Here is a 20105-nt window from a genome sequence, read left to right on the forward strand (position 1 = left end):
CGAAGCTACCAGCGAGTAACCGACCTGGACAGGAAAATCACGCCGTTCCGCGAACCGCCTTCACTATCTCCTCGACGGCCGTGTCCGTGTCGAGTTCACGGCTCTCACCGGTGAACCGGTCACGGAGTTCGACCTTGCCGTCGGCCCATCCACGTCCGACAACCACCACCAGAGGCATTCCCAGCAGTTCCGAGTCCTTGAACTTCACTCCTGGCGAGGCCTTACGGTCGTCGAACAGTACTTCGAGGCCCTGAACGTCGAGCGCCGACGCGATCGACTCGGCACCCTCGCGCGCTGCTTCGTCCTTGTTCGCAATGACCAGGTGCACGTCGTACGGGGTGATCTCGGCAGGCCAGCGCAGGCCTTTCTCGTCGTGCATCTGTTCGGCGACGACGGCGACGAGCCGCGAGACCCCGACGCCGTACGAGCCCTGCACGAGACGGACGGGCTTACCGTTCTCGCCCAGCACGTCGACGGAGAACGCGTCGGTGTACTTGTTGCCGAGCTGGAAGATGTGGCCGATCTCGATACCGCGAGCGGTCACCAGGGTGCCGCGTCCGTCCGGGGAAAGGTCGCCGTCGCGAACCTCTGCTGCCTCGATGGTCCCGTCCGGTGTGAAATCACGTCCGGCGACCAGGTTCACCACGTGCTTGCCCTTGACATCGGCGCCGGTGATCCACGACGTGCCGTCGACGATCCGAGGGTCGACGAGGTACCGCACACCGTTGGCCGCGAGTCCGCGGGGTCCGATGTATCCCCTGACGAGGAACGGATTCGCCTCGAAGTCCGCATCGGTGAGCAGTTCGTATTCGGCCGGTTCCAGCGCCGCTTCGAGTCGCTTCTCGTCGACTTCGCGATCCCCGGGAACGCCGACGGCGAGCAGCTCCCACTCCCCTTCGGGGTTACGGACCTTGAGCAGGATGTTCTTCAGAGTGTCGGCGCCGGTGACCGTACGGCCGAGATCCGCCGAGTTGGCCCAGTCGACGAGTGTCGCGATGGTCGGGGTCTCACCGGTCTCGTGATCGACCGCTGCGGGCTGACCCTCGATGGGCAGCGAATCCGGTCGCGCGGTGGTGACAGCTTCGACGTTGGCCGCGTAGCCGGACTCGAGGCAGCGGACGTAGGTGTCCTCGCCGATATCGCTCTCGGCCAGGAACTCCTCCGACGCACTTCCGCCCATGGCTCCCGATGTCGCGGCGACGATGACGTACTTGACGCCGAGCCGCTCGAAGATGCGCTGGTAGGCCTCCCGATGCGCGTTGTACGACGCTTTCAGACCATCCTCGTCGAGGTCGAACGAGTACGAGTCCTTCATGACGAACTCGCGTCCACGCAGGATGCCTGCGCGAGGCCGCTCCTCGTCGCGGTACTTGGTCTGAATCTGGTACAGCGTGACCGGTAGGTCCTTGTACGAGTTGTACTCACCCTTGACGGTCAGCGCGAAGAGTTCCTCGTGGGTGGGACCGAGCAGCATGTCGTTGCCCTTGCGGTCCTGCAGGCGGAAGAGCGCATCGCCGTATTCGGTCCAGCGGTTCGTCGTCTCGTAGGGTTCGCGCGGCAACAGAGCAGGCAGCGAGATCTCCTGCGCTCCGATCGCGTTCATCTCCTCGCGGACGACGTCTTCGATCTTTCTGAGTATCTTCAGGCCGAGTGGCAGCCACGAGTAGACCCCCGGCGCGATTCGACGGACGTAGCCGGCGCGAACCAACAGTTTGTGGCTGTCGACTTCGGCGTCGGCCGGGTCGTCGCGGAGGGTACGGAGGAACAGCTGCGAGAGACGGGTGATCACGGGGTACGAGAGTAGTCGGTGCCCCGCAGGTGGGTAACGTTGCTCCCCGTGCTCATTCTGCTGCCCCCGTCCGAAACGAAGTCCGACGGCGGCGACGGCTCTCCCCTCGATCTCGACGCTCTGTCGCTGCCTGCACTGACCCCGCTCCGCCAGAAGCTCGCCGACGCCCTCGTCGATCTGTCCGCCGACGCGGAGGCGTCGAGCATCGCCCTCGGTCTCGGTCCGACGCAGGCGGACGAGATCGAACGCAACGCCGCAGTGTGGACGTCGTCGACGACACCTGCGCTGAGCCGATACACCGGCGTCCTCTACGACGCGCTCGACGCGAAATCGTTCACCAAAGCGGGCCGCGCACGCGCCGCCTCGAGGCTGTGGATCGGATCGGCGTTGTTCGGGGCCGTGCGCGCGTACGACGCGATCCCGACCTATCGACTGTCGGGTGGGTCGAAGATCCCCGGTTTCGGAACTCTTCGCTCGCACTGGAAACCGGAGCTGTCCGACGCCATCGAGTCCATGTCGGAAGGAGTGGTCGTCGATCTGCGTTCGGGGACGTACCAGCAGCTCGGTCCGGTGCCTGGAGCGATCACGGCGACGGTTCTGACGGAGAAGCCCGACGGCAGCAGATCCGTCGTGAGCCATTTCAACAAACACCACAAGGGCCTGCTGGCGCGCGCGTTGACGCTCACCACCGCTGAACCACGGGATGTGAAGGGGCTGGCCAAGGTGGCCACCAAGGCCGGGCTCCGAGTCGAAGTGGCGTCGCCCACCGAGTTGATCGTGCTGACCGAATGAACCAGGTACGTGACCTGCTGCGGCAGGGAGCGGATGCGTCCTACGGCAAGACCCGCGATCTTCGGGCCGTGGACGAGGTGGTCGATCGGCTGATCGCATCGGAGCAGTTCGATCCGCATGCAGTCGCCTCGGCCGCACTGACGACCATGATCGAGACGGTCTACGAGAACGGCTGGCAACCGCTGGACCTTCTGCACGTCGTCCGGCGTCAGCAGACCGTCGCGGTGGCGTCGTTGGCGGCTGCGGTGCTGCTGCACCAGTCCGACCTGACCGATGCACACGAACGTGCGCCCGAGCACTGGGTAGATCAACTCTCGGAGATCTGTGCGGCGTACCCGAAAGCCGCGTCACGTATCGAGACGTCGCCGAGTTTCCTGGCTGCGTTGCTGTCGGCGAGCGGCCGTTCCGATTACATCGCCACCAGCGACCAGTGGATCTCGGTACTCGCTCTGCTCGGCCAGTGGCAGACCCTCCCGAGGTGGCCGCAGCTCGGGCCGAGGCCCTTGCAGTGGCCTCGCCGACGGCTCACACACGTCGGGGGCCCCGGCACGGCAGGCGGTTCCCCGAATGCCAAGGCGCTCGGCCGAATTCGCGGACTTCTCGCCAAGGCCGACGCCACCGACTTCGAGGAGGAAGCCGAGACACTGACGGCCAAGGCGCAGGAGTTGATGACGCGCTACTCGATCGACTCGCTGCTACTGACCGAGGGCAATGTCGACGTCGTCAGCCGCCGCCTGCACATCGAGAATCCACATGCGCCGCCCAAGGCGCAGCTGCTCCACGTCGTCGGAACAGTCAACAGGGTGAAGGTCATCTGGGATCAGGACTACGCCGTGGCGACGGTCGTCGGGACACCCGTGGATCTGGAGCAGACGGAATTGTTGTTCACTTCGCTGTTGATCCAGGCGACCAGAGCTCTGTCGCATTCACCGAAGGCCAAGCGGCGCAAGGGTTCCTCGTCGGCGGCGTTCGGAAAGGCGTTTCTCTACGCCTACGCGGTCAGAATCGGCGACCGACTCACCGCGGTCGATGCCCATGCGCTGGAGGAAGCGACCGAGAGTTCGGCCGACCTACTGCCGATGCTTGCCGCGCAGACCGTCGCGGTCGAAGAGGAGTTCGAACGACTCTTTCCTCGCGTCAGGACGATGCGGGGTCCGCGGCTCGACGCCGAAGGATGGGAATCGGGCCAGGCGGCGGCAGATCGGGCCGATCTGCGGTAGTGGCCGAGGCGTCACACCTTCTGTGCGTCCTCTTGAGCGGCCTGACCCTGAGCGACCTGTTCCGGAGTGAACCGAATGAAGAAGGCGACGATTCCGGCGACCACGGCGCAGAGTGCGCAGCAGAACAGCGCGAACATGTAGCCCGAGCTCAGCGCATCGAGTTGACTGTCGCTCATCAGGTTCGCCGGTCCGGTGGTTCCGCCGAGAGACAATGTGCGCGAGGTCACCAGAGCGCCGATGACCGCCAGTGCGAGAGGTCCACCGAGCGTCTGGGCGACCAGGGCTATGGCGGTCAACGGACCGATTTCCGAGGGGCCGACGCCCGCCACTGCGCACAGCGGTAGCGGGACGAGAGCGAGGCCGACACCGAACCCGATTCCGATGACCGGAAGGAAGATGTCGGGGAAATACGACGAGTTCGCATCCATCGTGGCAACGGCGAACAGCAGCCACCCGACCATGATGACAGCGCCGCTCATGATGAGCCATCGGGGTTGGATCCGTATTGCCAGCTGCGAGGCGAGGAACGCGGCAGCACCGAGCCCGAAGGCGAACGGAACGAATGCCAGGCCGGCATTGAGGGGGCTGTAGCCCAGGATGTCCTGAACGAACAAAGCGACGAACGCTGCCAGACAGAACATGACCCCGCCGGCGAAGAAGATCGCGATGAACGTCGCGACACGATTGCTGTTGGCGAAGAGGGAGAACGGCAGAAGCGGATTCTTCGCACGACGCTCGACGGCGAGGAACAATCCGAGGAGCACGAGTCCGGCGACGAGGGATGCTACGACAAGGGGACTCGTCCAGCCGAGTTCGGTGCCTTCGCTGAGTGCGAGCACCACTCCGGTGCAGCCGAGCGTGCCCAGTATCGCGCCCGGGAAGTCGAGCGCGAGACGAACAGCGGCAGTCTCCTTCAGCGACACGATCGCCAAGATGGCGATCACGACACCGATCGGGACGTTGATGAGAAAGATCCAGCGCCACGACACCTGCGTGAGCGCGCCACCGATGATCAGGCCGGCGATCGATCCGACACCGGTCATCGCTGCATAGATCGCGATGGCCTGGTTACGCACGGGTCCAGGCGCAAAGGTGGTCGCCACCAAGGCAAATGCCGTCGGTGATGCGACCGCGGCGCCGACGCCCTGCAACGCACGCGCGGCCACCAGCGTCGCCTCGTTGAATGCAAGGCCGCACAGCAACGAGGCGACGGTGAACAACACGACACCGGCCAGGAACATCTTCTTGCGGCCGAAGGCGTCGCCGAGTCTGCCGCCCAACAACATCAGCCCGCCGAATGCCAACGCATACGACGTGAGGACCCAGTTGCGGCCTGCGTCACTCAGTCCCAGATCCTCCTGCAGCGGCGCCAACGCCAGATTCGCGACGGTTCCGTCGAGCACGACCATCAGCTGAAGCCCGCTGAGGACGATGATCGCCAGGCCGAACGCCCTGGTCGTTACGGGGTACACGATCTCCGTTGCACGGGCTGCGGGCTGCGAGTGGTCAGGCACGAGAGTTCACGTTACCGAGAGTTCACAGAAAAACCAGCAACGGTTCCCACGACGATGATCGCGGGCGGGCGAATTCCCTCGTCCTTGACTTTCTGCGCGACCGTCTCGAGGTCGGCTCGGACCTCGCGTTGAGTCCGCAGAGTTCCCTCCTGTACGACGAGCACAGGTGTCGACGCCGCGCGCCCGCCGTCGATCAGAACTTTCGCGAACTTCTCGATTCTCTCGACGGCCATGAGAAGGACGATCGTGCCCTTCAATTTCGCCAACGCGTCCCAGTCGACGAGCGAGTCCGGATGATCGGGCGCGACATGACCGCTGACGACGACGAACTCGTGTGTCACCCCACGGTGAGTCACCGGAACCCCCGCGGCGGACGGTACCGAGATCGCGCTCGTGATGCCCGGCACGACGGTCACGGGGATGCCCGCTTCGGTGAGAGCCTCCAGTTCCTCGTATCCACGGCCGAAAACGTACGGATCGCCGCCCTTGAGGCGCACGACGAACTTGCCTGCCTTCGCGCCGTCGATCAACGCCTGGTTGATCGCCTCCTGCGCCATCGCGCGGCCGTACGGAATCTTCGACGCGTCGATGACCTCGACGTGCGGTCCGAGTTCGGCGATCAGTTCCGGCGGTGCCAGCCTGTCCGTCACGACGATGTCCGCGTACGCCAGAAGCCTGCGTCCTCGAACAGTGATGAGGTCGGGGTCCCCCGGGCCACCCCCGACGAGGGCAACGCCGGTGTGCGGCGCGTGCGCGGTGTCGGTGATGACGCCCGACTGCAGTGCTTCGACGACGGCATTGCGTACGGCAGCCGAGCGTCGGTGCTCTCCCCCGGCGAGAACACCGAGCGTCAGCCCGTCGTAGTCCGCGGACGCAGGCGTGACGGCGGTACCGTCACGCGCGATGTCGGCGCGGACACAGAAGATTCTCGATCGTTCGGCCTCTGCGACGATCGCCTCGTTGGTCGCTGCCTCGTCGGTGCACGCGATGGCGTACCAGGCGCCGCCGATGTCTCCGTCCCGGTAATCACGCAATTCCAGTGTGAGTTGGCCGAACGACGCCATCGCCTCGACCGCGGGCGTCGCCACACGCGTGATCACGTGAACCTGCGCACCCGAGGAGATCAACAGCGGTAGCCGCCGCTGCGCCACGGTTCCACCGCCGACGACCACAACGCGTCGCCCCGCCAGATTCAGACCGACGAGATAGGGAGAGTCGGTCGCGTCGGCTTCATTCTCAATCACGTACGAAACGCTACCGGCCCCCGTCGATGCTCACTCCGCAGGCTCCGCTACCGCGCTCGCTCGACGCGTGTTTCATCCCACACCGGCTCGTTCGATTCGTAGACACGACCGCCGGATCCGAATACGAGGAACCGATCGAAGCTGCGCGCGAACCAACGATCGTGGGTGACGGCGACGACCGTTCCTTCGAAGGCCGCGATCGCGTCCTGCAGGGAGTCCGCCGACAGCAGATCGAGGTTGTCGGTCGGCTCGTCGAGAAGCAGCATGCTCGCCCCGGACAGCTCGAGCAGGAGAATCTGCACCCTGGCCTGTTGACCACCCGAGAGGTTGTCGTAATTCTGTTCGGCGGCGCGTGCCAGCCCGTATCGGTCGAGTGCGCGACTCGCTGCCTCGCGTCCCATCCCGTCGCGGTGCTCGTTACCCATGTGCAGAATGTCGAGAAGTATCTTGCCGTTCAGATCCGGCCTCGTGTGAGTCTGTGCGAACAGCCCTGGCCGCACCCGAGCCCCGAGGACGGCCGTGCCCGTGTGCGGCACCGGATCAAGCGCGAGTTCCTGAACCGGCCGGTGCTCGCGCTCGGGGTCGGTACCGCCTGCGGCCAGCAACCGGAGGAAGTGCGATTTGCCGGATCCGTTCGATCCGAGCACGGCCACTCGATCCCCGAACCAGATCTCGGTGTCGAACGGCTGCATCAAGCCGGTCATCTCGAGTTCGGTGCACACCAACGCGCGCTTGGCCGTGCGACCGCCGTGCAGACGGACGGTCACCTTCTGTTTCAACGGCACGGCTTCGGGGGGACCTGCGTCCTCGAACCGGGCAAGCCTGGTCTGCGCTGCGTGGTACCGGGCAGCGATGCCGTCGTTGAACTTGGCCTTCTCCCGGAGTCGAAGCACCAGTGCGCGTAGCTTCACGCGCTCCTCGTCCCATCGTCTGCGCAATTCGTCCAGCCGCGCGTTGCGGTCCTCACGGGCGGCGTAGTAGGTCTCGAATCCAGCGCCGTGCACCCACGACGACGCACCGTTCACCCCCGGTTCCAGGGTGACGATACGAGTCGCGGCGTTGGCGATCAGTTCTCGGTCGTGGCTGATGAACAGCACCGACTTGTCCGAGTCGCGGATCGTCTTCTCCAGCCATCGTTTGCCCGGCACGTCGAGATAGTTGTCGGGCTCGTCGAGAAGCAGCAACTGGTCCGCTCCGCCGAACAGTGCCTCGAGCACCAGACGTTTCTGCTCACCGCCGCTCAGCGTGGACGCAGCTCGCCATTTCGCACGATCGAACGGCATTCCGAGTGCGGACATCGTCACCTTGTCCCAGAACGGTTCCAGATCGTAGCCACCGACGTCGCCCCAATCGGACAGCGCCGAAGCATAGTTCAGTTGCGTCTTCTCGTCGTCGGCCTCGATCATGGCGTTCTCGGCGTCGTCGAGTGCCTTCGCGGCATCTCGAACCGAAGGCGAGGCCACCGACAACAGCAGATCGAGCACCGTCGCATCGTCACGCAACTGGGCTTCAGCCCGAGTCGTTCCGCGGGCTCCACTCCCGATGACCCGGGTCGTTCCGCGGGCTCCACTCCCGATGAACTGCCGCATGACACCGAGCGAACCCGAACGCGTGACCGTGCCATCGTCCGGCGCGATATCGCCTGCCACGATGCGAGTGAGTGTCGTCTTGCCCGTTCCGTTCGGGCCGATCAGCGCAGTCTTGGACCCGTCGGCGACTCGGAAGCCGACACCACCGAGCAACTGCCGCCCATCCGGGAGGAAGTAGTCGATGTCGGTCAGTTCGAGGTGGGCCACGCGGACAAATCTATGCCAGGGAAGCCAACGTCAGTTCCGCAGTCGTGGTCAGCGTCTGTTCGCCGGAGTCGTCGACGTGCGCATGTTGCACCCGTACCGATGCGGATCCACCCTCGGTGGTGAGCAACATGACACCGTTGTCGAACCAGGGGCCTGCCTCGGCATCCCAGGACACATCGACGGCCGGGACCTTCGCCGAGCGTGCAAGACGGGCGAGCATTCGAGCCGCCGATTTCCTGATGGCCAGCCGATTGACCGCACGGATCGGCAGGTTCAACGGATTCCGGAACGGCGACATCGTCAACTGGTACGTCGCGGGTACGTTCGCGCCTCCGACACCAAAATCGGCGCGCGCCACGTACGAGCAATGCACGTCGCCCGACAACCACAGAATGCTGGCCGGCGCGTTCTCGGCCCTGGACAGCTCACGGGTCAGGGTCGCCATGTCGCCGAAGGAATTTCCGAAGGCGGCCCAATGCTCGAGATCGAGCGCGATTCTGAGTTTCTCGCCGAGTCGAGCCATCATCTTGCCCCAACTCCCCTGCGCCACAGCCTCGTTCCACTGCTCGAGGTGATGCAGCCCGGGGAGCATGAGAAACGGCAGCGAGGAACCCAACAACAGGTGGCGCGGGGCGCCCTCCAGTGCGCGCTCGCGAACCCAGGCCCACTCGGTGGCGTCGACCATTCTGCGGTCCTGCGGGTCCAGATTCCGGGAACAGCGCGAGTCGATCATGATCAATCTGGTGTCCCCGAAATCGCGGTAGAAGCTCCACCGACCGGTATCGGGTCGGCCGTCCACCCGACGTGAGAAATCGGCCAACAACTTCTCACGTTCGGCATCCGAGCTCGCGTTGCGCACTGTGTCGTAGAGATCGTCGTGGGCCAATTCGTCCGGCGAGAGGTTACCCAGGTGCTGATAGACCCAGTACGACGAGAATGCTCCGACGACGCGGTCGTCCCACCACGGCCTCGTCTCGATGTCGAGGCGCCAGGACGCAGACGAGTTCCAGTCGTCGCGCAGGTCGTGATCGTCGAGAATCATGCACGACGGCACGCTGGCGAGAAGTGTTCGTACCGGTTCGACGCCCCACGACTCGTGATAGAGCCAGGAGTATTCCTCGAAGTCGCAGATCTCGTTCTCGGCGTCGGTCCCCCGTGCGCCTGCGGGACCCTCTCCTGCGCTGCGGCGGGCGTGCAGGCGATCGATGATCTCCGGTGACGGGTCGTCCGCGTACACCTGATCTCCCAGCAGGAGCAGCGCCTGCGGCCATTCGCCCGGGTCCTGGCCTGCCATCCGTGTGCCGAGGCCCGCCAATGCGTCGGCGCCGATCCTCTGCAACGACTCGTCGCTGTAGTTGTCTCCGCGCCTGCACGATCCGAATGCGAACGTGACCGGCCCGTTCGGGTCTCCGGTGTGGATCGCGGCAGGTGCGTCGACCACCGGCCACACGATGTCACCGTCGAACAGCACCTCGTACGTGATGGTCGAATTCGCGGGAAGGCCCGTCAACGCCACGAGTGCGTAGTGGTGCCCGTGCACTCCCCACGTTCGCGCTTCGCCGACTTCGCCGACCGAAGTTCGCACCACGACGGTGCCCGGAACATCGAACTCGAACCAGAAGGTCGCGTCGTCGACACCGACGTAGCGAACGAGTGGACCGAGTATCAAGGAAGAAGATGTCACGACTCACACAGTGCACCTCCGGTGACTTCCTCGCCAGTGCAGCCGGTCAGGTCAGTACCGTGAGCGTGTCCGCGAGCCGTTCGAGGTACACCACGACGTCCGTCTCGGCCTTGTCCGGCATCCCGTACACGACCTCGGTGACACCGATGTCCCGCCATCGCGCGAGCCTGTCGGCGTCCGGTTTGAAATCGAGGACGACCACCTCCGGGTCGCCGTCACGGCCGCTCTCGCGCCACATGTGCTGCAGCCGCGCGACACGCGCATCGATATCCTGCTCCCCCGGGGTGGTGATCCATCCATCCGCGGATCGAGCGATCCACGCAAAGTTCTTGTCTGTTCCGGCCGCTCCCACGAGAGTCGGGATCGAACTTCCCTGCACAGGTTTCGGCCAGGCCCAGCTGGGGCCGAAATTCACGAACTCACCCGCGAACTCCGATTGCTCGTCCGACCACAGCGACCGCATGGCGGCAAGATACTCGCGCAACATCGTTCGCCGCCGGCCCGCCGGGACGCCGTGATCGCTCAACTCGTCGGTGTTCCAGCCGAACCCGACTCCGAGCACGACCCGCCCACCGCTCAGATGGTCGAGCGAGGCAACGGTTTTGGCAAGCGTGATCGGGTCGTGTTCGACCGGGATGGCCACCGCGGTACCGAGTGTGATCGTGGACGTGACCGCAGCGGCCGTCGCCAGCGACACCCAGGGATCGAGCGTGCGGGCATAGCGGTCGTCGGGAAGCGAGGAGTCGCCGGTGAGTGGATGCGCCGCTTCCCGCTTGACCGGAATGTGGGTGTGCTCGGGGACGTAGAACGAGTCGAAACCGAGCCGCTCACCTTCCACGGCGGCGGCGGCCGGGGTTATCCCGCGGTCGGAGGTGAAGAGAACGAGGCCGAAGCGCATGCAATATTAGAACGTGTTCTAATCGATCGCGCAAGCAAGTGCGACGGTCACCGACCCCACGATCGTCTTGCCGACCAGGAGCCGACCACCCCCTGCACGCACGGCTGCAGCTTCCGCGACGCTGGGCGACCCGACCTCGTCGAGGACACGGGTGGATGGGTTCGGTACCTCGACATCGTTCAGTTGCGCAGCAGTCCACAGTGTCAGCGGTACGCCAAATTCCCGCGCGACCGCGCCCACCAGTTCGGCCTTGGTGTCGAGCGTCGCGATCGACACCACAACGAACTCGGGTGACGTCACGGACCGGCAAGCGTCGACACACTGCTGCACGGTCGCGGATCCGGATGCGCCGATTCCGAGAACTACCCGATCAGGCATCGGCCAGTTCGGTGCGGGCGCACGCGTCGACGAATCTTCCGACCGACTTCGGGTTGCCGGCCGGATGCGTGTGCAGATACGAGGCGTGAACTCCGCCCTGCACGAATCCCTCCCGCACGACACGCTTGTCCGCAGTTCTGCTCGGGTTCTGCCAGCCCCAGGCCGAATCCCGTTGACCGCCAGCGCTCTCGAGCAACACCGTGCGGTGAAACTCGTGACCGGTGACGCGTGCGCCTGCCTCGAACAGGACCGAATCGTGCAATGCGACGGCGTCGCGATAGCCGAGGGTGAGCGCAGAGCCGAACCGAGCGTCGGCGTCGACGACTCCCGCCATCGCATGGCCGTCGAGCGAGCGTGTGAGATACAGCAGCCCGGCGCATTCGGCGTGAATGGGTACCCCGATGGACGCGGCGCGCCGGATGTCCGCGAGCAACACGCTGTTCGACGCCAACTGCTCGGCGTGCTCCTCGGGGAATCCGCCCGGCAGAATCACCCCGGACGTTCCAGGAGGCAACCCGTCCGTCAGAGGGTCGAAGACGGCGACGTCGGCGCCGGAGGCGCGCAACAGTTCCACGTGCTCGGCATATCCGAAGGTAAACGCCGGACCACCCGCGATGGCGACGACGGGCGCCCTACCCGCCGTTTCGCCGACCTCCTCGGCTGCGTCCCACGGTTCGGACGACACGGTCGATGCGGCCAACGAACGAACGGCAGCGAGGTCGATGTGCTCGGCGACGAGCGTCGCCATGGCGTCGACCGCCTCGGACGCACGGCTACCGTGCTCCAGTGCGGTGATCAGCCCGAGATGCCGTGAGGGAACCGCCAATTCGGACATACGTGGAAGCGAACCGAGCACCGGGATCCCGACGCGGTCACATGCCTGCCGCAACACTTCCTCGTGCCGGGGACTACCGACCCGATTCAGGATCACCCCACCGATGCGCACCGAGGAATCGAACGTCGAGAACCCGTGCAGTACAGCGGCGAGGCTCTGGCTGTGGCCGCGCGCGTCGACGACCAGAACGACGGGTGCGCCGAGCATGGACGCCACCGACGCCGTCGACCCTTCCGCGGATGCGGCTCCGGCACCGTTCATGTCGATCTTGCCGTCGAACAGACCCATGACGCCTTCGACGACGGCGATGTCGCAACCTGCGCTGCCGTGCCGGAACAGCGGACCGATCCGCTCCCGCCCGACCATGACCGCGTCGAGATTGCGTCCTGGCAGTCCCGCCGCGAGCGCGTGATAACCGGGGTCGATGTAGTCGGGCCCTACCTTGAACGGCGCGACGCGCTGGCCGGCCGCCCGGAGCGCACCCATGAGTCCGGTGGCCACCGTCGTCTTGCCGCTCCCGGATGCCGGGGCCGCGATCACGATCGCTGGAACGGAGTTCACCACTCGATTCCCCGTTGTCCCTTGCGGCCCGCATCCATCGGGTGTTTGACCTTGGTCATCTCGGTGACGAGGTCGGCCGCATCGATCAATGCCTGCGGGGCGTCACGACCGGTCACGACGACGTGCTGAGTGCCCGGGCGATGGGTCAGCACCTCCACCACCTCGTCGACGTCGACCCAGCCCCACTTGAGGGGGTAGGTGAACTCGTCCAGTACGTAGAACCGGTGAGTCTGCTCGCTCAATCGGCGCGCTATTTCGGCCCACCCTTCCGCAGCCGCTGCAGCATGGTCGACCTCGGACCCCTTCTTCCTGGTCCAGGACCAACCCTCGCCCATCTTGTGCCACTCCACCGCACCGCCGACTCCCGACTGCTCGTGCAGATCGCCGAGCGCCCGAAACGCGGCCTCCTCGCCGACCTTCCATTTTGCGCTCTTGACGAACTGGAAGACACCGACGTCGAATCCTTGGTTCCACGCGCGCAACGCCATCCCGAAGGCTGCGGTCGATTTGCCCTTTCCCGGCCCGGTGTGGACTGCGAGCACGTGCTGATTTCGGCGCTGGCGGGTCGTCAATCCGTCGTCGGGCACCGATCCTGGTTCCGGCACTCCCTGTGGCATGTCTGCACTCCCCTCAGGCCGCGGCGCGGACGACGGCCGCAACCTGCGCTGCGGACAGATCCGTCAACTTCACGTATCCACCGCCGAGGTGCTGGGCGAACTCGACGGCCAGTCCGAGACGAACCATCCCCGATTCGCAGTCGACGACGACCGAAGCGATGCCGTCGCCTGCCATGCGTGACGCGGCGATTCGGGCACGGCCCACCGGATCCACACCACCGGTTGCGCGGCCATCGGTCATCGCCACGACGAGAGCGCGCCGCAACGGGTCGCGCACCTTTTCCCGCAGCACGACCTCGCGGGCCTTCAGAAAACCTTGCGCCAGTGGGGATTTACCACCGGTTTTCATCCGACGTAGACGAGTGACCGCCACATCGACACTCGACGTCGGGGGAAGCACCAGTTCCGCGTCGCGTCCGCGAACCGTGATCACCGCAACCTTGTCACGCCGCTGGTACGCATCGCGAAGCAGCGACAGCACAGCGCCGGTCACCGCGGACAGGCGATCGCGTGCCGCCATCGAGCCCGATGCGTCGACGAGGAACACGATCAGGTTGCCCTCACGTCCCTCCCGCACCGCGCCGCGCAGGTCGGCGGGCTCCAGCCGGAACCGTCCCGATGTACGACCACGAGCGACCTGTTCCTCGGCGGCAGCGAAGAGTGTGGAGACGAGGTGAAGTCCCTTGCCGCGCTCGGTGGTCGACCGAACCACACGCCCTTGCGCCGACCGTGATCGCGAACGCCGACCCGGCGCGCCCTCGCCGACCCCGGGAATCTGCATCAGCCGCGCGCGAAACTGCGCGCCGGGAGCCGACGCCTGCTTCTCACGAGAGTCGTTGCCCGCGGACGGCTGTGAGCTCTGTCGGCTCTGCGGCTCGGCATAATCCGCCTCGTCCGGAGCGGGCGCACCTCCCCCGTCTTCAGGGCCCCCGTCTTCAGGGCCACCGTCGTCGGGGCCACCGTCGTCAGGGCCGGGGTCGGTTGGATCGGGCTCCGGATCGGGGCGCTCGGCGTCTGCCTGTTCGGCCGCGTCGCGCATGGCGTCGTCGAGAGCTTGTTCGTCGATTCCCGGTTCGTCGAACGGATCTCGCCGCCGACGGTGCGGCAGCGCGAGTTCCGCGGCGATGCGCACGTCGGATTCCTGCACTGCTGCGGACCCGCGCCACGCCGCGTGTGCCGTTGCCGTACGCGCGACCACCAGGTCTGCGCGCATTCCGTCGACGTCGAAGGACGCGCACAGTGCTGCGATGCGTCGCAGTTCGATGTCGTCGAGTACGACGTCGTCCAGTACTGCACGCGCCCCGGCGATACGCTCGGCGATCTCGGCATCGGAGTCCGCGTACTCGGCCGCGAAGACGTACGGGTCGCGTTCGTAGTTCAGTCGGCGGCGTACGACGTTCATGCGCACATCGACGTCCCGTGACGCGGTCACGTCCACGGCAAGACCGAAACGATCGAGCAACTGTGGCCTGAGTTCGCCTTCCTCGGGATTCATCGTGCCGACGAGAACGAACTGCGCCGGGTGCGAGTGCGACACCCCGTCCCGCTCGATGTGGACGCGTCCCATGGCAGCTGCGTCGAGCAGAATGTCGACGAGGTGATCGTGCAGGAGGTTGACTTCGTCGACGTACAGGACGCCGCGGTGCGCGGCGGCCAACAGGCCCGGCTGAAACGCCCGTTCGCCGTCGCGCAGGACTTTCTCCAGGTCGAGCGAACCGACAACTCGATCCTCGGTGGCTCCGACAGGGAGCTCGACGAGACGGGCCGGGTGCGAACCTGCCTCGTCCTCGACCGGTGGTAGCAGCGCGGCCAGTGCGCGAACGACCGTCGACTTCGCGGTGCCCTTCTCTCCACGCACCAGAACCCCGCCGATACCGGGGTGCACGGCACAGAGAATCAGGGACAGCCGCAGCTGATCCTGGCCGACGACGGCACTGAACGGATAACCGGGCTGCACAGCTTTTCTCCTTCATTCCTCGGACTCCACGCCGAGGACTCGGATGCTCACCGGATCAGGTGAGCGATCTCTAGACGAAGCTGTGCGGTGATCTGGCTTCGAGGGCGTCCGCTTCCGGGCGCCCTCGTTCACAGTGGCGGGACCGCGCCTGAATCACACAGGTCTTCCCCGCATCAGCTTGCTGAATCGAAGACTACTGCTAGGCCTCGCTCCACGGCGTGCCGCCACCGCGACGCATCGGGGTGTGCGGAATTCCGTCTTCGAGGACTTCCTCACCGTCGGGAAGAAAACCGTGCTTGGCATACATGTCGACCAGGTAGCTCTGCGCGTTGATGCGGCACGGAGACGATCCGACCTCGGCGAGCGCAGCCCGGAGAATGCGGGTGGTGTGCCCCTGCCCGCGGGCAGATCGCTGCGTGCACAGACGACCGATCCGGAAGGACTTCTCTCCGTTGTCGTGCTCTTCGAGCAGCCGAAGTGTGCAGACGACCTCCCCGTCACGCTCGAGCCAGAAGTGCCGAGTCTCGGCAAGGAGATCCCGGCCGTCGAGTTCGGGGTACGCGCACGCCTGCTCGACGACGAAGACCTCGACACGCAGCTTCAACAGGTCGTACAGGGTGTTGTTGGACAGGTCCAAAGCCCAGGATCGCTTGAGGGCAGCAGCTTGCGTAGTCATAGGCTGTTGCTATCACACACCGGTGGGCTGTGCGACTCGGGATGTGTCGTCGAGCTGCAGCGACTTCGATGTCCAATCGAAGACCTCACGGAACAACGCGGGCTCCTCGGCGAGCTTCTTGCCGAGCGAGGGCACCATGTCCTTCAGCTTCGGCTGCCAGCCCGTGTAGCGGTCGCCGAAGCACCGCTTCAACACGTCGAGCATCGCCGGAACGGCCGTCGACGCGCCGGGCGACGCACCGAGCAGACCCGCAATGGTGCCGTCTTCGGCGTTGATGACCGCGGTTCCGAATTCGAGTACTCCCCCGCGGCCCTTCTTGCGAATGACCTGCACACGCTGACCTGCGGTGACGAGCTCCCAGTCCTTGCCGATGACCTTCGGCGCGAACTCGCGGAGTGTCTCCACCCGGTCGGCTTCGGACTGAGCGAGTTCGCTCACGAGGTACTTCACCAAACCGAGTTCGGTGACACCCACTCCGAGCATCGACATCAGGTTGCCCGGCTTCACCGACGACGGGAGGTCGGTGAGTTTGCCCTGTTTGAGGAACTTCGGCGACCATCCTGCGTAAGGCCCGAACAGCAGACCCGGCTTTCCGCCGATGACGCGCGTATCGAGGTGCGGCACCGACATCGGCGGGGCACCGACCGACGCCTTGCCGTACACCTTCGCCGAGTGCTGTGCGATGAGTTCGGGGTTGGTGCAGCGCAGCCACTCGCCGCTGACCGGGAACCCGCCGAAGCCCTTGATCTCCTTGATGCCCGACTTCTGCAGCAGGTGAAGCGCTCCGCCACCTGCGCCGACGAAGACGAACTTGGCGTTGACGGTCTTCTTGACTCCGGTGCGCAGGTTCGCGACCTTGACGTCCCAGGTGCCGTCGGACTGCTTCGAGATGTTCTTCACGTCGCTACCGAAGTGGACGGTTCCGCCGGACGCCGACACATAGTTGAGGAGCTGACGGGTCAGAGCACCGAAGTCCACATCGGTGCCCTCGTCGCTCCAGTTGAGTGCGACGGGATCGGAGAAGTCACGGCCGGCACCCATGAGCGGGAGTCGACGGGTGAACTCTTCCGGATTGTCGATGTATTCCATGCCCTCGAACAGTGGGTTCGCCGCGAGTGCCTCGTATCGTGCACGGAGGTACTTCACGTTGTCGGCGCCGTGCACGAAGCTCACGTGCGGGATGGGGTTGATGAAGTTCTTCGGATCGCTCAACACCCCGGTTTCGAGGCTGTGGGCCCAGAACTGACGCGAGACCTGGAACTGCTCGTTGACATTGAGCGCTTTCGCGATGTCGACCGAGCCGTCCTTGTTCTGCGGGGTGTAATTGAGCTCACACAGCGCGGAGTGGCCGGTACCTGCGTTGTTCCATGCGTCACTGCTCTCGGCAGCGGCGGCATCGAGTCGCTCGTACACATCGATCGACCACTCCGGTTCCAGCTGCCGTAGCAGCGCACCGAGGGTGGCGCTCATGATGCCGGCGCCGACGAGGACCACGTCGGTCTTCACCCGCTTGACCTGCTCTTCGTTCGACCGCTGTTCGTTTGACACTGGAGAATCGACTTCCTTGTCCGTGAGTTCTCGCTCGGCGAGTTCTGCTTCAGGTGGCGGTTACGTTACCCGCCCGTATCTACCCGTCCCGACACCCTTTCAAGCTCTCCCTCGATTGTGCTCCTCGTGACGACTCCGCAGTGCGCACTACAGTTGTGATCTGTGACTACCTGGGTGCCCGATGTCCTCGGCGACGGCTACGAGCAGACGACCATTCCACTCGGCAACGACCCGGACGGGGAAGGGCAGGTCGAAGCCACACTCGTCCGATATCAACCTGCAGATTCGCCTGCGTTCGAACGTGCCGTGATCTACGTGCACGGGTTCACCGACTACTTCTTCCAACAGCACCTGGCCGAGCACTTCGCCGCCAAGGGTTACGCGTTCTATGCGCTGGATCTCCGCAAGTGCGGTCGGTCACTGCGTGAGGGCCAGACGCCGCACTTCGTGACCGATCTGGGCGTGTACGACGCCGAACTCGACGTGGCGCTGTCGCTCGTGCGAGCGGAGCCCAGTGGTGGATCGGTCGTGCTCCTCGCGCATTCGACGGGCGGGTTGATCCTGCCGCTGTGGCTTGACCGCCTCAATCGTCGGGACGGCGGCACCGCAGCCCTCGGGATCGACGGGGTGATCCTCAACAGCCCGTGGTTCGACCTACAGGGCCCCGCGGCCATCCGCACGGTGGGGACCACGGCGATCGACGTGATCGGCAGAATCAAGGCGAAGACACCGGTTCCGGGTCAGGGCCTGGACACCTACGGACTCTCGCTCGCCAGTTCCGAGCGCGGCGAGTGGGATTACAACCTCGAATGGAAGCCGTTGTCCGGATTTCCGGTCACGTTCGGTTGGATTCGCGCGATCCGCCACGGTCACGCAGCGCTGCACCGAGGGCTCGACATCGGGATACCGTCGTTGATCCTGCGATCCAAGGTGACACATTTCTCCCGCAAGTACAGCTCCAAGACCGACATCGCCGACGCCGTGCTCGACGTACGGCAGATAGCCCGCTGGGCCGGATGCCTGGGCGATCGAACGACCGTCGTTCCCATCGAAGGTGCACGACACGATGTGTTCCTGTCGCAGGAGACTCCACGTGCCCGAGCTTTCGACGAGGTCGACGAATGGCTCGACTGGCTGCACCGAAGCTCCAGGATCGACCGCAACTCCGGCAAGGACCACAGCGAGATCGGAACGATTTCATGAGCACTCCACGGCATTTCGACGTTGCGATCATCGGGTCCGGCTCCGGAAACTCGATTGCGGACTCCCGGTTCGACAACCTGAAAGTTGCCCTGTTCGAGGAACATTCACCGTTCGGTGGAACGTGCCTCAACGTGGGCTGCATTCCGACGAAGATGTTCGTCTACGCCGCCGAGGTGGCACAGACCATCCGTGATTCGTCGCGATACGGCATCGATTCCTCGCTCGAGAAGGTCCGCTGGCCAGACATCGTCGATCGCGTGTTCGGCCGCATCGATCCGATCTCGGAGGGCGGCAAGAAGTATCGCGAAAGCGGAAGCCCCAATGTCACCCTGTTCTCCGGGCACGCAACGTTCGTCGGACCACGAACGCTCGACACCGGCACCGGCGAGGTGATCACCGCCGATCAGATCGTGGTCGCCGCTGGATCGCGGCCGGTGATTCCTCGGCAAGTACTCGACAGCGGAGTGCGCTTTCACACCAACGACGACGTGATGCGGCTGACGGACCTGCCGGAGCACCTCGTCATCCTGGGATCCGGGTACATCGCAGCCGAATTCGCGCACGTCTTCGGCGCACTCGGCTCCACGGTGTCGATAGTGGCACGCAAGGAATTCTTGCTACGCGGTCTCGACGACGACGTATCGCAACGTTTCACCGAGCTGGCGAGCACGAGATGGGACGTGCATCTGAACTCGGGCGAAGCGCTCGCGGTCGCCGACGGCACACGCGTCGGTCTCGAACTCGCCGACGGCACACGCGTGCTCGGCGACACGTTGCTGATAGCGGTAGGTCGCGAACCCAACAGTGATCGTCTCGGGGCCGAGGCCGGGGGTCTGAAACTGGACGACGAAGGACGCATCGTCGTGGACGAGTACGGCCGCACCACGGCCGAGGGTGTTTTCGCACTCGGCGACGTCTCGTCGCCGTACCAACTCAAGCACGTTGCCAACCACGAGGCACGCGTCGTACAACACAACCTTCTGCACGACGCCTGGACCGACACCAACGATCTGTGGACGGTCGATCACCGGTTCGTCCCCGCTGCGGTGTTCACGCACCCGCAGATCGCCGAGGTCGGGCTGACCGAGGCGCAGGCACGAGAGCAGGGCCTCGACATCACCGTCAAGATCCAGAACTACGGCGATGTCGCGTACGGCTGGGCGATGGAGGACACCGAAGGCTTCTGCAAGATCATCGCGGAGAAGAAGACCGGCCGGCTGCTGGGGGCGCATGTGATCGGCGCGCAGGCGCCGACCGTCATTCAACCGTTGATCCAGGCGATGAGCTTCGGAACGACCGCTCAGGAGATGGCGCGAGGCCAGTACTGGATTCACCCCGGACTACCCGAGGTGGTCGAGAACGCGTTGCTCGGCCTGGATATCTGAGTACCGCT

Annotated in this window: 16 protein-coding genes and 1 riboswitch; of the genes, 4 read left to right on the forward strand and 12 right to left on the reverse strand. The window is 65.0% G+C overall.

What is annotated here, in order from left to right; translation table 11 throughout:
• Positions 1-37 precede the first annotated feature (37 nt).
• Positions 38-1789, reverse strand: coding sequence for a proline--tRNA ligase (locus RY1_RS03800; RefSeq protein ID WP_072802115.1), 1752 nt, complete (start codon positions 1787-1789; stop codon positions 38-40).
• A gap of 48 nt (positions 1790-1837) precedes the next feature.
• On the opposite strand from RY1_RS03800, the gene yaaA reads away from it, so the two are divergent.
• Both yaaA and RY1_RS03810 read left to right on the forward strand, forming a co-directional pair.
• Positions 1838-2581, forward strand: a complete 744-nt coding sequence (gene yaaA / locus RY1_RS03805; RefSeq protein ID WP_072802116.1) for a peroxide stress protein YaaA — start codon at positions 1838-1840, stop codon at positions 2579-2581.
• Positions 2578-3801 (forward strand): DUF2786 domain-containing protein, encoded by a 1224-nt coding sequence (locus RY1_RS03810; RefSeq protein WP_072802117.1) that lies wholly within the window; start codon positions 2578-2580, stop codon positions 3799-3801. Before yaaA ends, RY1_RS03810 begins: the two co-directional genes overlap by 4 nt.
• A gap of 11 nt (positions 3802-3812) precedes the next feature.
• On the opposite strand, the gene RY1_RS03815 is transcribed toward RY1_RS03810, so the two are convergent.
• The 11 genes from RY1_RS03815 to mqo form a co-directional block, all read right to left on the reverse strand.
• Positions 3813-5315, reverse strand: coding sequence for an MFS transporter (locus tag RY1_RS03815; protein WP_072802118.1), 1503 nt, complete (start codon positions 5313-5315; stop codon positions 3813-3815).
• An 11-nt stretch (positions 5316-5326) separates the two neighbouring features.
• On the reverse strand, positions 5327-6559 hold the full coding sequence (cobA, locus tag RY1_RS03820) for a uroporphyrinogen-III C-methyltransferase (protein WP_371829437.1): 1233 nt from the start codon (positions 6557-6559) through the stop codon (positions 5327-5329).
• 47 nt (positions 6560-6606) lie between these two features.
• Positions 6607-8355, reverse strand: a complete 1749-nt coding sequence (locus RY1_RS03825) for an ATP-binding cassette domain-containing protein (RefSeq protein WP_072802119.1) — start codon at positions 8353-8355, stop codon at positions 6607-6609.
• 10 nt (positions 8356-8365) lie between these two features.
• Positions 8366-10039, reverse strand: a complete 1674-nt coding sequence (locus tag RY1_RS03830; protein WP_072802120.1) for a DUF7800 domain-containing protein — start codon at positions 10037-10039, stop codon at positions 8366-8368.
• Positions 10040-10085: 46 nt separating this feature from the next.
• Positions 10086-10937, reverse strand: coding sequence for an LLM class F420-dependent oxidoreductase (locus RY1_RS03835; protein WP_072802121.1), 852 nt, complete (start codon positions 10935-10937; stop codon positions 10086-10088).
• Between the two features lie 18 nt (positions 10938-10955).
• Positions 10956-11315 carry a cobalamin biosynthesis protein gene (locus tag RY1_RS03840; protein WP_072802122.1) on the reverse strand — a complete coding sequence of 120 codons (360 nt, stop codon included), beginning with the start codon at positions 11313-11315 and terminating at the stop codon, positions 10956-10958.
• Positions 11308-12714, reverse strand: coding sequence for a cobyrinic acid a,c-diamide synthase CobB (locus RY1_RS03845; RefSeq protein ID WP_072802123.1), 1407 nt, complete (start codon positions 12712-12714; stop codon positions 11308-11310). Before RY1_RS03845 ends, RY1_RS03840 begins: the two co-directional genes overlap by 8 nt.
• Positions 12708-13328 carry a cob(I)yrinic acid a,c-diamide adenosyltransferase gene (gene cobO / locus RY1_RS03850; protein ID WP_072802124.1) on the reverse strand — a complete coding sequence of 207 codons (621 nt, stop codon included), beginning with the start codon at positions 13326-13328 and terminating at the stop codon, positions 12708-12710. Before cobO ends, RY1_RS03845 begins: the two co-directional genes overlap by 7 nt.
• Before the next feature lie 13 nt (positions 13329-13341).
• Entirely contained in the window at positions 13342-15285 is a 1944-nt protein-coding gene (locus tag RY1_RS03855; RefSeq protein WP_072802125.1) for a magnesium chelatase subunit D family protein, read from the reverse strand.
• Between the two features lie 77 nt (positions 15286-15362).
• Positions 15363-15465, reverse strand: a riboswitch (adenosylcobalamin-variant (AdoCbl-variant) riboswitch).
• Positions 15466-15484: 19 nt separating this feature from the next.
• Positions 15485-15961 (reverse strand): GNAT family N-acetyltransferase, encoded by a 477-nt coding sequence (locus RY1_RS03860; protein WP_156376377.1) that lies wholly within the window; start codon positions 15959-15961, stop codon positions 15485-15487.
• Positions 15962-15973: 12 nt separating this feature from the next.
• A complete protein-coding gene (gene mqo, locus RY1_RS03865) occupies positions 15974-17509 on the reverse strand; it encodes a malate dehydrogenase (quinone) (RefSeq protein WP_072802126.1) in 1536 nt (511 codons plus the stop codon).
• 162 nt (positions 17510-17671) lie between these two features.
• Between mqo and RY1_RS03870 the strand changes: the two genes are divergently transcribed.
• Positions 17672-18712, forward strand: coding sequence for an alpha/beta hydrolase (locus tag RY1_RS03870; protein WP_169914553.1), 1041 nt, complete (start codon positions 17672-17674; stop codon positions 18710-18712).
• Positions 18709-20097, forward strand: a complete 1389-nt coding sequence (gene mtr / locus RY1_RS03875; protein WP_072802128.1) for a mycothione reductase — start codon at positions 18709-18711, stop codon at positions 20095-20097. Before RY1_RS03870 ends, mtr begins: the two co-directional genes overlap by 4 nt.
• Positions 20098-20105 lie beyond the last annotated feature (8 nt).

Origin of the sequence: Rhodococcus yunnanensis NBRC 103083, from assembly GCF_001895005.1 — a bacterium.
GTDB classification, from domain to species: Bacteria; Actinomycetota; Actinomycetes; order Mycobacteriales; family Mycobacteriaceae; genus Rhodococcoides; species Rhodococcoides yunnanense.

What these genes read in the sequence shown, in the direction of transcription:
- RY1_RS03810 (WP_072802117.1), top strand. Translation starts at nt 2,578, where the DNA reads ATGAACCAGGTACGTGACCTGCTGCGGCAGGGAGCGGATGCGTCCTAC.
- RY1_RS03835 (WP_072802121.1), bottom strand. Translation starts at nt 10,937, where the DNA reads ATGCGCTTCGGCCTCGTTCTCTTCACCTCCGACCGCGGGATAACCCCG.
- RY1_RS03840 (WP_072802122.1), bottom strand. Translation starts at nt 11,315, where the DNA reads ATGCCTGATCGGGTAGTTCTCGGAATCGGCGCATCCGGATCCGCGACC.
- cobO (WP_072802124.1), bottom strand. Translation starts at nt 13,328, where the DNA reads ATGCCACAGGGAGTGCCGGAACCAGGATCGGTGCCCGACGACGGATTG.
- RY1_RS03860 (WP_156376377.1), bottom strand. Translation starts at nt 15,961, where the DNA reads ATGACTACGCAAGCTGCTGCCCTCAAGCGATCCTGGGCTTTGGACCTG.
- mtr (WP_072802128.1), top strand. Translation starts at nt 18,709, where the DNA reads ATGAGCACTCCACGGCATTTCGACGTTGCGATCATCGGGTCCGGCTCC.